The sequence below is a fragment of the Acidisphaera sp. L21 genome (assembly GCF_009765685.1).
Lineage (GTDB): Bacteria > Pseudomonadota > Alphaproteobacteria > Acetobacterales > Acetobacteraceae > LMUY01.
In genome coordinates this window covers 62522-76212 of record NZ_LMUY01000075.1, presented here as the reverse complement: position 1 = coordinate 76212, position 13691 = coordinate 62522, and the positions used below count along the sequence as shown (strand labels likewise).

Below are 13691 nucleotides of genomic sequence, written 5' to 3'. Positions count from 1 at the left end.
GCCGTGGATGATTCCGCCGTGGTTCAGATGTTTCGGCAGCACGTCCAGTTCGGTGCGGACGAAGCCGTCCCGCCACTCGACGGTTTGTATGCCCAGGAGGGAATGAAAGCTTTCGGTCTGGCTCATGCTCCAGCCCTGACCGAGGCAAACAGCCCCGTCAAGGCCACTACATCTGCACGGCCTGCACCGCGGTCTCCAGCTCGGAGAAGCTGGGCATGTGCTCGTTCGGGGCCATCTTGCGGCCGGTCTCGACGCTCACCTGGGGGGCGTTGCCGTGCAGATGGGCGACCAGCACGGCGCGGATGACGTCGAAATACTTTGCCTCCTCTTCGACCACGCCCTTCATCCGGGCGGCGACCGGGCCGGCCATGCCGTATGCCATCAACACGCCGAGGAAGGTGCCGACCAGGGCGCCGCCGATCATGGCGCCGAGCACGGCGGGCGGCTCGTTGATGTGCGACATGGTCTTGATGACGCCCAACACGGCGGCGACGATGCCCAGCGCCGGCAGCGCGTCCGCCATGGACTGAATGGCGTGGCTGGGGTGCAGTTCCTCGTGCAGGGTCTTCTTCAGTTCACGGCCCATCAGGTCTTCGATCTGGTGCGGGTCGTCGGCGTTCATGCCGACCATGCGCAGATAGTCGCAGATGATCGCGGTGGCGTGATGGTTGGCGACGATCTTGGGGAATTTCTGGAAGGCCGGGCTTTCGGCCGGCTTTTCGATATGGGCCTCCAGCGCCATGGCGCCCTTGGTGGTGGCCAGGCGGGTGAAATAATACATCAGGCTCAGCAATTCGACGTAGTCGACCTTGTGGAAGGACGGGCCCTTCAGGACCTTCTTGAACGCGCCCATCGTGTGCTTCACGTCGTGCATGCTGTTGGACATGATGAACGTGCCCAACGCCGCGCCACCAATGGTCAGCAACTCGAACGGCATTGCCTCGATCAGGGGCTCCAGGCTGCCGCCCGACATGATGTAGCTGCCGAAAACGCAGGCAAGCAGGAAGCCGAGGCCGCCAATGGTCAACATGGGATATTAGGCTCCGCTTTTGCGGTTGGCGTCGCGCAAGACGACGATCGCGATTCTGCGATTAACGGCTGCCGTCGGGTCGGCGGGCAGCAAGGGGTCCTTATCGGCACGGCCGGAGACGGTTTCGACCCGTGCTTCCGGGATGCCAGCCTCGGCCAACAGGCGACGGGTGGCGTTGGCGCGCTCGGTCGACAATTCCCAGTTGGTCCGGTCATTGCCCTTATAGGGTGTCGAGTCGGTGTGCCCGGTGATCGACAGCCGCTCCGGCAGTTTCATCAGCACGGGGGCAACCTTCATCAGCAGCGCCCGGGCGCGGTCGTTCAGCACGGCCGAGCCGCTGGGGAACATCGCCTGCTTGTCCTCGTCCAGGATCTGGATGCGCAGACCTTCGCGGGTGATGTCGACGGCGAGTTGGCGGCCGAGATCGGCGAGCGCCGGGTCGGCCGCAACCATGTCGCGGATCTGCTTGGCCGCCTGGTCGAACGAGGCGCGTTCCTTCTGCGCCAGTTCGGCGCGCAGTTGCGCTTCGGACTTGGTGGGGCTGGGGCCGGTGCCGGTCGCCGGGTCGAAGGAGGATTTTTCCTTTTGCGCGACTTCGGCGCGCAACTCGGCCTCGTTCTTGTTCACGGGGCCGGCGGCGGAGGCTGGGGAAACCTGGTCGCCGGGCTTTGGCGTGTCCTTGGCGGCCTGGCCGCCGACATGCTGGACCGAGCGCCGGGTATCCTTGCCCAGCGGACCATTCGCCAGGGAGGCCGCTTCGGACGGCGTGTCGCTGTCGTCCTCGTCGATATCCAGGGACGGCTTGGTCTGCTCGTTCATCACGCTGAGCACGCCACGGTCGGAGGCCATGGTGCCTTCGTCGTTCGGCGTGTGGCCGCCGAAGATGGCGCCGTTGCCGGAAAAGCTGCGGGACATCTCGTTGGTGGGGCTGAAATAGTCGGCCAGGCCGCGCTTCTGCTCCGACGTGGTGGCATTCAGCAGCCACATCAGCAGGAAGAACGCCATCATGGCCGTGACGAAGTCGGCATAGGCGACTTTCCAGGCGCCGCCATGGTGGCCGCCCTCGACCACCTCCTCCCTGCGGATGATGATGGGACGCTTGCCGCCTGCCTTCTTGTCGTCCTTTCCAGCCATCAACGATCCCCGGTGTGCGGTGCAGTATGGGGACGGAAGCCTTAACCGTTGGCTAAGCGACTAGAGGACGGGCACCCCGGTATGCTTGGCTTTAAGCTCTGGCTCGACATGAATGTTAATCACCGCATCGCCCAGTTCGTGCCGCAGCGCCGATTCGATCTGGTCGCAAATGGCGTGCGAATCCTCGACGGCCATGCGGCCCGGCACCACCAGATGAAACTCCACAAAGGTGACGCTTCCGGCGGTGCGGGTGCGGACATCGTGCGCCTCGATCGCGCCCTCGGCATTTTCGGAGATGATCTGGCGCAGGCGGCTGACCGCGGCCGGGTCCGATACCTCATCCATCAGGCCGCCGACCGATTCGCGTAGCATGGCATAGCCCGCCCACAGGATGTTCACCGCCACCAAGGCGGCGACGGCTGGGTCCAGGCGCAGCCAGCCGGTCAGCGGGACCAGGGCGAAGCCGATCAGCACCGCGCCGGTGGTCCACACATCGGTCATGATGTGCTTGCCGCCGGCGATCAGCGCCGGGGATTTCCAGCGCCGGCCGTTGCGGATCAGCACCAGGGCCCAAACCAGGTTGATCAACCCGGCGGCGCCGTTCAGCGCGATGCCCAGGAAAGGCGTTTCGGGTGGGTGCGGGGTTTGCCAGCCCCGCCATGCCTCGTGCGCGATGGCGAAGGCGGTGGCCAGCACCAGCGCGCCCTCCACGACGGCGCTGAGGTATTCCGCCTTGTGGTGGCCGTACGGGTGGTTGGCGTCGGCTGGTTGTTCGCTGAACCACAGGGCGATCAGCGCGCCGATGGCGGCCACTACGTTGATCACGGTTTCCAGCGCGTCGGAATACAGTGCCACGCTGCCGGTCAGCCAATAGGCGCCCGCCTTCATCGCCAACACGACGAAGCTGACGCCCAGGCTGCCCCAGGCGAGTTGCAGCGTTCGGCTGGGCGCGATCATGGCTTGGCCCGGCGCCAGTTACGTGGCGAGCGCGCGGCCGAACACCGCCGGGTCGACATTGCCGCCGCTGATGACGATGCCGACCACCTGGCCCTTGGCGTCGAACTTGCCGGATAACAGGGCGGCTAGCGCCACGGCGCCGCCGGGTTCGACCACTACCTTGAGATGAATGAACGCGAAGGCCATCGCGGCGAACACGTCGGCATCCGACACGGCGAGCCCGCCGGCCAGATGGGTCTGGTTCACGGCGAAGGTCAGCTCACCCGGCGTCATCGCCAGCAGCGCGTCGCACAGCATGGAGCCGCCGGGCTCGTTGCTGACGCGGTGGCCTTCTCGCAGGGAGCGGCCGGTGTCGTCCCAGCCCTCCGGCTCGACCGCCAGGACCTTCGTCTTGGGGGAGGCGCCGGACATGGCCAGGGCGCAGCCGCCGATGAGGCCGCCGCCGCCGGTGCAGACCAGCAGCGCGTCCAGGCTGAGCCCGGCGGCCTTCGCATCGTCGGCCAGTTCCAGCGCCAACGTGCCCTGCCCGGCCATCACGTCCGAATGGTCGTAGGGCGGGATGAGCGAGGCGCCGGTGCGTTCCACGTAGGCGGCAGATAGTGCTTCGCGATTGTCGCGGGCGCGGTCGTAATGGACGATTTCGGCGCCCCAGCGGCGCGTACTCTCCACCTTGATGGCGGGGGCGTCGGCCGGCATGAAAATGGTGGCGCGGGCGCCCACGCTGGCGGCGGCGCAGGCGACGGCCTGGCCGTGATTGCCGGAGGAATGGGTGACGATGCCGGCGGCGCGCTGCGCATCGGTCAGCTTCAGCGTCGCGTTGGTGGCGCCACGGAACTTGAACGACCCGGTGCGCTGCAATGGCTCCGGCTTGACCAGCACGGTGGCCCCGGTCAACTCGTCCAGCAGGGTGTTGCGCAGCATCGGCGTGCGCACGATGCGGCCGGTGATGCGGGTGCGGGCGGCGAGGACATCCTCGTATGTCGGCAGGTCCATGGGCGGTTTACTCCGTCAGGGGCTGGATGGGCGGATGCTGGGTAGGCGCACCATGTCCTCCCGCGCGGTCACGCGGAAGAGGTTGTATTGCTCGGCCAGTATGCCGCCGCGGCTGCGGGTGGCAGTGCCGATGGGTTCGATGCGGGACCAGAGCGCCGGGTCGGGCGGGCCGGAGCGGCGTTGGCTGCGGACCAGCAGACCGGTTTGGCCGGCGGTGGCGGCGGTGGGGAGGTTGAACAGGGTCCATCGCGGCTCCGCGCCCATCACGGGGCCGGGCAGATCATGCGCCAGGATTGCGGCCAGCCCGTATTCGTCGGCGGCGACGAAGCTGGCAGGGTGGGCTGCGATCTGGCCTGCCAGGCTGTCCCAGCCGCCCAGGCGGATCAGCGTCGGGTCGAGCCGGCGGGGCAGCGGCAGGATGGCGGTCGCGGCCTGGAGATACACGACGGCCCCGATGGCGAACCCCAGCGCCGCGGCGGGGCGCCAGAATCGCGGGACATAGGCGATTGCGGCGATGCAGGCGGCGGGGAACAGGATGGCGGGCCAGTTCGCCTGCACCCGGTCGCCGAGGGCGTGTTGCAAGAACAGCAGCACGCCGGGCACCGTCAGCGATGCCAGCAGCGCGGGCGCGGCGCCCTGGCGCCACCGGCGCGCCGCGGCCCAAACACCGGCGGCGCACAGGATGGCGACCAAGGGCGTGCCCAGCCCGAGTTGGCTGCCCAGTAGCTCGCCCATGAACCGCAGCGCGTCCGCCGGGCGCCAATCACCCGTGCGGCCGCCCTGCTTGGCGAAGCTGGCCCAGCCATGATCGGCGTTCCACCAGATCACCGGCAGGAAGCACAGCCCGGCCAGAACGCCGCCCGCCCACGGCCAGGGGGTGCGAAGCCAGCGCCGCCCCTCCGGCGTGGCCACCAGCCATAGCGCGATGCCGAGCCCGAGTAGCGCGGCGGTGTATTTGCTGGCGAGCGCGCCGCCGGCAGCCAGGCCCACCGCGAGCCACCAGCCAGGCCGGCCGGTCGCATGCAAGCGGCCGAGCGCCCACATGGCGGCGACCCAGAAGAAGATCAGCGGGCTGTCCGGCGTCATCGTCACCGCACCGGCGGCCAGCAGCAGCGTCGCGTTCAGCAGGGTGGCGGCGGGAATGCCGAGGCGGCGACCGGGAAACAGATCCTCCGCCGCGCCCGCCAGCAGCACGGAGCCTAGGGCGGCCGAAAGCGGGCCGAGCAGCCGGATGCCGAACGGCCCCTGCCCGGCCAGCGCCGTGCCAGCCCGGATCCACAACGCCACCATCGGGGGGTGATCCAGGTAGCCCGGCGCCAGCGCGTGGGACCACACCCAGTAATAGGCCTCGTCCGCCGAGAGCGGGGTCCAGCCTGCGACCAGCAACCGCACTGCCGTCAGCGCGGCAAGAAGGGCTAGCGCGCGCGCCAAACCAGGGTCGCAGATACGGTGTAGTTCCAAACCAGCCCGATCGCGGCGCCCGCCAGCCCGGCCGGCGTCCAGCCGGCGTGGCCGGAATAGAGCATCTGCGCGATGCCGATATTGGCGTAGGCGCCCAATCCGCAGCCGATGAGGAACACCACCAACCCACGCACCAGCGCCGGCCCGCGCAGCCTTGCATCACGATAGGTAACGACGTTGTTGAGTTGGAAATTCGCCAGCATCGCCACCAGCGTCGCGCCGATCTGCGCCGCCGCGAAATCCGCCCCCAGGGCGCGCCCGGCGGACAGTACCACGAGATGCACGGCCACACCGACCAGGCCGACCAGGCCGAAGGAGATGAAGCGCAGTGGAAGGACACCATCGCCCCATTTGTCGAGCAGCAAGGCGGCAAACTGGATCAGCACCAGCACGTCCAGCTTGCTCTGCCCGGCGGTGCGGGGATGGAACCGGCAGGGGATTTCCACCACGCGCAGAGGGAGGGGGGACGACAGGACCAGGTCGAGCAGGATCTTGAAGCCCTGGGCGGTCAGGCGCGGCGCCAGTTGTTCGAACAGCCGGCGGGGCAGTAGGAAGTAGCCGCTCATCGGGTCGCTCAGCGGCACTGGCAGGCCGTGCTGGGCCAGCCGGGTGCCGGCGTCCGAGATGCGATGGCGCCAGGCGCCGGATAGCCCGGCCGAGTCGCCGCCGGGCACGTGGCGGCTGCCGACGGCGATATCCGCGCCAGCCTGCACCGCCGCCAACAGGTCCGGCAGCCGGGTTTCGTCGTGTTGCAGATCGCCATCGATGACGGCGAGGTAGGTGGCCGAGGAGGACAATGCCCCCTCCACCACCGCCGAAGACAGGCCGCGGCGGCCGATGCGGCGGATGCAGCGGACCCGGGGATCCTCCGCGGCCAGCGCGCGTGCCTCGTCCGCCGTGCCGTCGGGGCTGTTGTCGTCGACGAATACGGCCTCCCACGCGACGCCAGCAAGGGCGGTCGCCAGCCGGGCGACGAGCGGCCGGACGTTGGCGCGCTCGTTATAGCAGGGCACGATGATCGACAGAGCCGGCGACATGGGGCGGTTGGTCGGCTGGGTTGGCGGCGGCGTCAACCCTTGTTGTGCTGGGCCTTATCGTGCCCGGTGCACGCGGTGCTTGAAACTGCGGGTGGCCGTGTGGTCCTTGCGATGACCCATGCGCCAAACCTTCCCACGCCAAGATGAGATTACACGCGGCCCCGAGCCGTTGCGCGACGCTATGGCGGACCTGGTGCAGATCGGGATGAGCGTGGCCCGCATGGTTGGGCACGCGGCCGAGGCGGAAACCGCGTTGGCCGAGGCAGCTGCGGCGGTTGGTGTCGTGGAGGATGTTTTGCCGATCGCGACCTCGCTGGCCGAAGCCATCGAGGCGGACAGGGCCAGCGCCGCGGCCGCGGAGGCCCGGCGGGATTTCGTGGCGCGGACGGAGATCGTGGCGGCTGCGTTTGCGCAGGTGGCCCGGGCCATTCGGCGGACGGTGCTGTTGGCCGAGCGGATGGATCGGGGCTGGGCACGACCGGCTGGCGCCGATGGCCGGTCCATTGCCCCTGCGATGGGCGGCAAGCGTGCGCGCAATGCCGACGAGGCGGATGCGACTTGCGGAACCGACGTGTACCGGGAGCGACTGGATAGCCTGGACACGCTGGACGACATCGAGGGCAGGCCGGACCACGAGATCATCCGCGGGATTTGCCGCGATCTGGGCGTCGACCCGGCCAGGATGGCGACCGCGCCGGCGGAACCGCAGGCCGGGTCGTCCTTTGCTGCGCCAGGCATGCCGCCGGGTGGCGAAGGCCGGGCGCGGGCGTCGCCCGCCCGGGATGGCCCGGGCTAACGGCTAAATTGGGACGCCCGCGAGATCGAGACTGGTGCGGATGGTCTGCAGGGTTTGCACCCTGGTGACCGAATCGGCTTCGGTCAGATCCTGCGTGAGTTGGTTCTCATGCGCCGTATCCCGCGCGACCAATCGCAACAGGAAGTCCCCGCCGCCGCGGATCATGTGGCAGGATCGCACCTCCGGCCATTGCGCGACCTGGCGTTCGAACGCGCTCAGCACCATCTCCTTCTGGCTATCCAGCCCGACGATGGCGAAGAATTCGATCGGCCAGCCCAGCTTGGCCGGATTGGTGTCGGCACGGTAGCCGCGGATCACACCCGCCTCCTCCAGCCGGCGCACCCGGCGCAGACAGGGGGGGGCCGAGATTTCGGCGCGCCGGGCAAGCTCCACATTGGTCATCCGCCCATCGGCCTGCAGCTCGGCCAGGATGCGGCGGTCAATCCCGTCCAGCTCGGGGATGTCGGCAGGAGTGTGTTTCATCAGTCTAATGTACGCTTCCGTTATCGCAGCAGACGTTTCCGCGAAATATTATTCCACATCGTGGCGTGAACAAGGCCCTGCTTGCACAACGGCAGGGCTGCGCAGATATCGTAGCGTCGCTTGGGAGCTTCCGACATGCCGCAGACCATCCATTCCCGCGTGCTCATCCTGGGCGGCGGGCCGGCCGGCTATACCGCCGCGATCTACGCCGCCCGTGCGAGCCTGTCCCCGGTGCTGATCCAGGGCATGCAGCCTGGCGGCCAGTTGACCATCACCACCGAGGTCGAGAACTACCCGGGCTTTGCCGAGGCGATCCAGGGTCCGTGGCTGATGGAGCAGATGGAGGCGCAGGCGCAGCATGTCGGCACGCGCATCGTCGGCGACGTCATCGTCGAGTTGGATCTGAGCGCCCGGCCATTCCGCGCCCTGGGTGATAGCGGCGACACGTACACCGCCGATTCGGTTGTGCTGGCGACGGGCGCACAGGCGCGCTGGCTGGGGTTGCCATCGGAGAAGCTGTTCTCCGGCGCCGGGGTTTCCGCCTGCGCCACTTGCGACGGGTTTTTCTTCCGCGGCAAGCCCGTGGCCGTGATCGGCGGGGGAAACACTGCGGTGGAGGAGGCATTGTATCTGACCAATCATGCCTCCAGCGTGACGGTGATCCATCGTCGCGACAGCTTCCGGGCGGAGCGGATTTTGCAGGACCGGCTGTTCGCCAACCCGAAGGTGCGGGTGGTATGGAATAGCGCGGTGGAGGAGATCCTCGGCTCGACCGCGCCGAAATCGGTCGAGGGCGTGCGGGTGCGGGATCGCGCCGGGGCGATGCAAGACATCCCGGTCGAGGGTGTGTTCGTTGCGATCGGGCATGACCCGGCGACCAGCCTGGTGCGCGGACAACTGGACCTGGACGAAAGCGGCTACGTGCGAATCGCCGCGTGGTCGACGGCGACCAACGTGCCCGGCGTGTTCGCGGCTGGCGACGTGGCCGATCCGCGCTACCGTCAGGCGGTCACCGCAGCCGGAATGGGGTGCATGGCGGCGCTGGAGGCGGAGAAGTTCCTGGCCGAACACTCGCCTTTGCCCTCGATTCGGGCGCGGGAAGCACACACCACTCAAATGATCGGCGCTTGGGATTAAAATACAGCCGATTCTCACGAGACTCCGAGGCACAGACTGTTACTCTGCCCAAGATGATACCGAATCGGGGAAGAGGACCTTCAATGGACTGGGACAAGCTGCGGGTATTCCACGCGGTCGCGGAAGCCGGTAGCTTCACCCACGCGGGTGATACACTGAACCTCAGCCAATCTGCCGTCAGCCGGCAGATTTCCGCGCTCGAGGAAAATTTGCAGGTATCGCTGTTCCATCGCCATGCCCGTGGACTCATTCTGACGGAGCAGGGCGAGAGCCTCAACCGCACCGTCCGTGATGTTTTCGCGAAGCTGGCGATGACCGAGGCGTTGCTGACCGAGAGCAAGGAGAAGCCTACCGGGCGGCTGAAGGTGACCACCACGGTTGGCTTCGGATCGCACTGGTTGGCGTCCCGCGTGAACAGCTTCCTGTCGACCTATCCGGACGTGTCGATGACGCTGCTGCTGGATGACGCCGATCTGGACCTGGCGATGCGGGAGGCGGATGTCGCCATCCGCATGCACACGCCCAAGCAGCCGGACCTGGTGCAGCGCCATCTGATGACGCTGCAGTGGAACATCGTGGCGTCCAAGGAATACCTGGCCGCCCGCGGCACTCCCACCCGGCCGGAAGAATTGGACGACCACGCGCTGATCCTGTTCGGCGATTACCGCCCGCCGATGACGGAGATCAACTGGCTGGCCCAGGCTGGACGCCGGGCCGGGCAGCCACGCCGGGCGGTGATGGAAGTGAACTCGCTGCACGCGATGGCTATGGCCGCGCGCGGCGGGGTTGGCATCGCCGCACTGCCGAGTTGGATGAGCGAGGAAGTGGACGGGCTGCAGCACGTGCTGACGGATTTGAAGCCGCCGAAGGTGGACGTGTATTTCGTCTATCCGGAGGAATTGCGGAATTCCAAGCGCGTCGCCGTGTTCCGCGACTTCCTGCTGGCGGAGATCCAGGGGCTGCAGTGAGGCTCCGCTCGGTGACACTGTTCGGACGAGCCTAGGCTGCCTTATGATCGTGCCCAGAGAAGGGGACGATCATAAGATGCCAGGGACCACGCCGTGAAAGGATGGACCGTCGAGTCCATCACGCCGGAAGGCACCATGCGGCTGGCGGATTTGCCGGATCCGGTGGTCGGGCCAGGCCAATACGTCGTCCAGGTGGAGGCGGCGGGGCTCAACTTCCTCGATGTGCTGATGCCGAAGGGGTTGTACCAGACCAAGCCGCAATTGCCATTCACGCCGGGCATCGAATCGGTCGGGCGCATCATCGAGGTTGGCGAGGGCGCCAGCCTACCCGTGGGCACGCGCGTCGTGTCGAATGGCCAGGGGGCCTATGCGGAGCGGGTGTTGGTGAAGGCCAGCGGCTGCAATGCGATTCCGGACGACATTCCCGCAGCGGAGGCCGTGTCGCTGTTCGGCGTCGTTTACGGCACGGCGTGGCACGCGCTGCATAACCGCGCCTTGCTGCAGCCGGGCGAGACGGTGCTGGTGCATGCCGGAGCGGGCGGCGTCGGCTCGGCCACGGTGCAGGTGGCGGTGGCGCATGGCTGCCGGGTCATTGCGACGGCGGGCGGGGCGGCGAAGGTGGCCGTGGCCCGCGAGATGGGGGCCGAACTGGCCATCGACTACACGACCGAGGACTGGGTCGAGACGGTGCGCAGCTATACCGAGGGCAAGGGCTGCGCCGTCATCTTCGACCCGGTGGGCGGTGATGTGGGGGAGAAGAGCCTGCGCTGCCTGGGGTGGCATGGGCGATATCTGGTGATCGGATTCGCCGGCGGCCCGATCCCGAAGCTGCCTGCCAATCGGTTCCTGCTGAAGGAATCCTCCGCGGTTGGGGTGTTCTGGGGTGCGGCCATGGGCAATGACCCGGCGTTGCGGCCGCGCGTGCATGCGGCATTGCTGGCGCTGTATCGGGCGGGCAAGGTGAAGCCGCTAGTGCCAGGGCGCTTCCCGCTGGACCAGGCGGAGGCGGCCATCGCGTCACTGGCCAGCCGAGGCAGCGTGGGTAAGGTGGTGCTTCAGGTCAGTTGAGAGGACGCCGGGCGATCAGCGCTTCGGAGGCGATGATCTCCGTCACCAACCCGTCCACCGCGACGCCGTCGATCATCTCGGTGAGTTCGGACCGGAGGCGGGTGACCCCTTCGTCGCCCAAACGGTCCCGGCTGGTGCTGGACATCGAGAGTGCACGGTCGATGAGGGTGGCGGGCGTCGTCTGCCGACGCTCGGTCACACCGGCCGTGTGCAGGCGGGAGAGCGGAGAGTCCAGCAGCACGCCTTCGTGCCGGACCCAGCCCGGGCCACGCCAGGCGGAGCGGCGACCGCCGGCGAGGCTGGCATCCAGCACACGCTCAAACTCCACGCGCCAGGCGTTGTCGGGCGCATCGACGTGTCGGGTATGGAACAGCACCAGCGCGCCGTCGGGCCCCAGCAACGTATCGAGTCGCCGGGCGGTCTCCACACGATCCATCCAGTGGAAGGCCCGGCCGATGGTCACCAAGCGCAGCGTTCCCAGGTCGGGGGACAAATCCTGCGAGCTGCCCTGGCGGAATTCGATGTCGACCCCTGCCGCACTCGCCAGCCGGGTCGCGATACCCAGCATCTCAGGCTCCGGATCCATGCCGATGGCGGAGGCGACATAGGAACGGAATGCGGTGGCGAGTTGGCCGGGGCCGCAGCCGAGGTCCAGCAACCGGCCGGTGCCGTTCAAACCGCACAGCAACGCAACGTCGCCAAACAGCGCCGGGGCGTAGGCGGGGCGGCCTTGCAGGTAATGCGCCGCGGCGGAGCGGAAGCGGTGCGGGTCGAACGGGATCGGTTCGATCATGTCGCCTCCTTCAGGACGCGCAGGACGGCCGCGCCATAACGCTCGATCTTGGAAACACCGAAGCCCTTGATGAGCGACAAATCGTCCAGTGTCTGCGGTTGGATCGCGGCGACATCGCGGAGCACTGCGTCGTGGAAGATGACGTAGGGCGGGACGGATTGCTGCTTGGACTCCGCCAGGCGCCAGGCGCGCAATGCGTCGAACGGGCCGGCGGGCACGTCCACCGTCGCGACGGGTGCAGCCTTCGACGCGCGGGACCGGCTGCGGCTGGCAATGGGGTCGGGCGTGTCCTCCCGCAGCATCACGGTGGTTTCGCCGCGCAGGATGGGCCGGGCGCGTTCGGTGACGAGGGCAAGGCCGGCGCGTTCGCCCTCGCCACGACGCAGAGCGCCGATGGCTACCAATTGGCGGATGACGCCGCGCCAGAAGCCGTCCGTCTGGTCGGACCCGGCACCCCAGGTCGGCAGGCGGTCGTGGGCGTGCTTTTCCACCATCGGCGTCCGCTCGCCCCGGAGCACGGCGGTGATGTGCAGGGCGCCGAACATCTGCCCGGTGCGGTAAATCGCCGACAGCACCTTCTGCGCGGCCACGGTGCCGTCGAACAGATTGACGGGGTTGGCACAGGTGTCGCAATGGCCGCAGGGCTGGTCCAATGCTTCGCCGAAGCACGCCAGCAGGGTGCGGGTGCGGCATTGCGGGGTCTCGGTCAGGCTGATCATCGCCTCCAGGCGGCCGGCGCGAATCCGCCGCTCCGTCTCTGGGGCGTTGGACTGCTCCAGCCAGTGCCGGGCACGGACGATATCCTCGCCGCCATACAGCAGCAGCGTGTCGGCCCGGTCGCCGTCACGACCGGCGCGGCCGATTTGCTGATAGTAGGATTCCGGGCTGTCCGGCATGTCCAAGTGGACGACGTAGCGCACGTCCGGCCGGTCGATGCCCATGCCGAACGCAATCGTCGCCACCATCACCATCGCCTCGCCAGAGCGAAACCGGGTGAGCGCGACGCGCTTCTCCATCGGCGACAACCCGGCGTGGAACGGGATGGCGGGCTCGCCAGCCGTCTTCAGGCTTTGCGCCACACGCTCGACCTTGGCGCGGCTGCCGCAGTATATGATGCCCGCCTGGCCGGTTCGCCGTTTCAGGAAGGCGGTGAGCTGGCCCATTTCCGTGGTTTTCGGCTGGGCGGCGATGTGTAGGTTGTCGCGATGGAACGAGGCTGCGAACACCGCGGCATCGGTCATGTCCAGCGCTTCCAGGATATCGTCGCGGGTTCGCGCATCCGCCGTGGCCGTCAGCGCGATGCGAGGCACGCCGGGGAAATCCTGCCGGAGCCGACGCAGCATGCGGTACTCCGGCCGGAACTCGTGCCCCCAGGCGGAGACGCAATGCGCCTCGTCCACCGCGATGAGCGAGACTTCCTGGCGCCACAGCCGCTCCAGCGTGCCGGACATCATCAGCCGTTCGGGCGAGACGTATAGCAGGTCCAGCGTGCCGTCATTCAGCGCGCGGGAAATGCGGGAGGCGTCGTCCGGCTCGACCTCGGAATGCAGCGCGCCGGCGGAAACGCCTAATTGCCGCAGCGCTGCCACCTGATCGTCCATCAATGCGATCAGCGGCGACACCACCACGGCAACGCCGTGCCGCACCAGGGCGGGCACCTGGTAGCACACGCTTTTCCCGCCGCCGGTGGGCATGAGAACGAGCGCATCCCCGCCCTGGACCACCCGCTCCACAGCCTCCGCCTGGAGGCCGCGGAATTCGGGAAAGCCGAATACGCGATGCAGCACATCGCGCGGGCTCTCGTGGCCAGGCGCTTGGTGGCCGTCTGGCATCC

13 protein-coding genes are annotated in these 13691 nt (G+C 67.9%); 4 read left to right on the top strand and 9 right to left on the bottom strand.

The features are described 5' to 3' along the window. Nucleotides 1-166: 166 nt before the first annotated feature. From motA to GSQ76_RS15080, 6 genes are read right to left on the bottom strand one after another with little or no spacing between them, the layout of a single operon-like run. Nucleotides 167-1030, bottom strand: coding sequence for a flagellar motor stator protein MotA (gene motA / locus GSQ76_RS15105; RefSeq protein ID WP_158744734.1), 864 nt, complete (start codon nt 1028-1030; stop codon nt 167-169). A gap of 6 nt (nt 1031-1036) precedes the next feature. Further along, nucleotides 1037-2164, bottom strand: coding sequence for a flagellar motor protein MotB (locus GSQ76_RS15100; RefSeq protein WP_158744733.1), 1128 nt, complete (start codon nt 2162-2164; stop codon nt 1037-1039). A gap of 60 nt (nt 2165-2224) precedes the next feature. Continuing rightward, a complete protein-coding gene (locus GSQ76_RS15095; RefSeq protein WP_158744732.1) occupies nt 2225-3121 on the bottom strand; it encodes a cation diffusion facilitator family transporter in 897 nt (298 codons plus the stop codon). An 18-nt stretch (nt 3122-3139) separates the two neighbouring features. After that, nucleotides 3140-4114, bottom strand: a complete 975-nt coding sequence (locus GSQ76_RS15090; RefSeq protein ID WP_158744731.1) for a threonine/serine dehydratase — start codon at nt 4112-4114, stop codon at nt 3140-3142. Nucleotides 4115-4129: 15 nt separating this feature from the next. Further along, nucleotides 4130-5545 carry a glycosyltransferase family 39 protein gene (locus GSQ76_RS15085; protein WP_254070423.1) on the bottom strand — a complete coding sequence of 472 codons (1416 nt, stop codon included), beginning with the start codon at nt 5543-5545 and terminating at the stop codon, nt 4130-4132. Further along, nucleotides 5530-6612, bottom strand: a complete 1083-nt coding sequence (locus tag GSQ76_RS15080) for a glycosyltransferase family 2 protein (RefSeq protein WP_158744730.1) — start codon at nt 6610-6612, stop codon at nt 5530-5532. The genes GSQ76_RS15085 and GSQ76_RS15080 overlap by 16 nt, the downstream gene beginning before the upstream one ends. A gap of 118 nt (nt 6613-6730) precedes the next feature. On the opposite strand from GSQ76_RS15080, the gene GSQ76_RS15075 reads away from it, so the two are divergent. Beyond that, on the top strand, nt 6731-7408 hold the full coding sequence (locus tag GSQ76_RS15075; protein ID WP_158744729.1) for a hypothetical protein: 678 nt from the start codon (nt 6731-6733) through the stop codon (nt 7406-7408). A gap of 3 nt (nt 7409-7411) precedes the next feature. On the opposite strand, the gene GSQ76_RS15070 is transcribed toward GSQ76_RS15075, so the two are convergent. Further along, nucleotides 7412-7891: an Lrp/AsnC family transcriptional regulator gene (locus tag GSQ76_RS15070; protein ID WP_158744728.1), complete on the bottom strand. Its 480-nt coding sequence runs from the start codon at nt 7889-7891 to the stop codon at nt 7412-7414. A gap of 135 nt (nt 7892-8026) precedes the next feature. Here GSQ76_RS15070 and trxB point away from each other — a divergent pair, with 135 nt between their 5' ends. From trxB to GSQ76_RS15055, 3 genes are all read left to right on the top strand, one after another. Then, nucleotides 8027-9028, top strand: a complete 1002-nt coding sequence (gene trxB / locus GSQ76_RS15065; protein WP_158744727.1) for a thioredoxin-disulfide reductase — start codon at nt 8027-8029, stop codon at nt 9026-9028. A gap of 83 nt (nt 9029-9111) precedes the next feature. Then, entirely contained in the window at nt 9112-9996 is an 885-nt protein-coding gene (locus GSQ76_RS15060; protein ID WP_158744726.1) for a LysR family transcriptional regulator, read from the top strand. A 93-nt stretch (nt 9997-10089) separates the two neighbouring features. Beyond that, on the top strand, nt 10090-11064 hold the full coding sequence (locus GSQ76_RS15055; protein ID WP_216851071.1) for an NADPH:quinone oxidoreductase family protein: 975 nt from the start codon (nt 10090-10092) through the stop codon (nt 11062-11064). Here GSQ76_RS15055 and GSQ76_RS15050 read toward each other — a convergent pair. Both GSQ76_RS15050 and recQ read right to left on the bottom strand, forming a co-directional pair. After that, on the bottom strand, nt 11057-11857 hold the full coding sequence (locus GSQ76_RS15050; protein ID WP_158744725.1) for a class I SAM-dependent methyltransferase: 801 nt from the start codon (nt 11855-11857) through the stop codon (nt 11057-11059). The genes GSQ76_RS15055 and GSQ76_RS15050 overlap by 8 nt on opposite strands. Next, a complete protein-coding gene (gene recQ / locus GSQ76_RS15045; protein WP_158744724.1) occupies nt 11854-13689 on the bottom strand; it encodes a DNA helicase RecQ in 1836 nt (611 codons plus the stop codon). Before recQ ends, GSQ76_RS15050 begins: the two co-directional genes overlap by 4 nt. Nucleotides 13690-13691 lie beyond the last annotated feature (2 nt).

Coding starts and splice junctions, on each gene's coding strand:
- motA (WP_158744734.1), bottom strand. CDS start 1,030: ATGTTGACCATTGGCGGCCTCGGCTTCCTGCTTGCCTGCGTTTTCGGC.
- GSQ76_RS15100 (WP_158744733.1), bottom strand. CDS start 2,164: ATGGCTGGAAAGGACGACAAGAAGGCAGGCGGCAAGCGTCCCATCATC.
- GSQ76_RS15095 (WP_158744732.1), bottom strand. CDS start 3,121: ATGATCGCGCCCAGCCGAACGCTGCAACTCGCCTGGGGCAGCCTGGGC.
- GSQ76_RS15090 (WP_158744731.1), bottom strand. CDS start 4,114: ATGGACCTGCCGACATACGAGGATGTCCTCGCCGCCCGCACCCGCATC.
- GSQ76_RS15080 (WP_158744730.1), bottom strand. CDS start 6,612: ATGTCGCCGGCTCTGTCGATCATCGTGCCCTGCTATAACGAGCGCGCC.
- GSQ76_RS15075 (WP_158744729.1), top strand. CDS start 6,731: ATGCGCCAAACCTTCCCACGCCAAGATGAGATTACACGCGGCCCCGAG.
- GSQ76_RS15070 (WP_158744728.1), bottom strand. CDS start 7,891: ATGAAACACACTCCTGCCGACATCCCCGAGCTGGACGGGATTGACCGC.
- trxB (WP_158744727.1), top strand. CDS start 8,027: ATGCCGCAGACCATCCATTCCCGCGTGCTCATCCTGGGCGGCGGGCCG.
- GSQ76_RS15060 (WP_158744726.1), top strand. CDS start 9,112: ATGGACTGGGACAAGCTGCGGGTATTCCACGCGGTCGCGGAAGCCGGT.
- GSQ76_RS15050 (WP_158744725.1), bottom strand. CDS start 11,857: ATGATCGAACCGATCCCGTTCGACCCGCACCGCTTCCGCTCCGCCGCG.
- recQ (WP_158744724.1), bottom strand. CDS start 13,689: ATGCCAGACGGCCACCAAGCGCCTGGCCACGAGAGCCCGCGCGATGTG.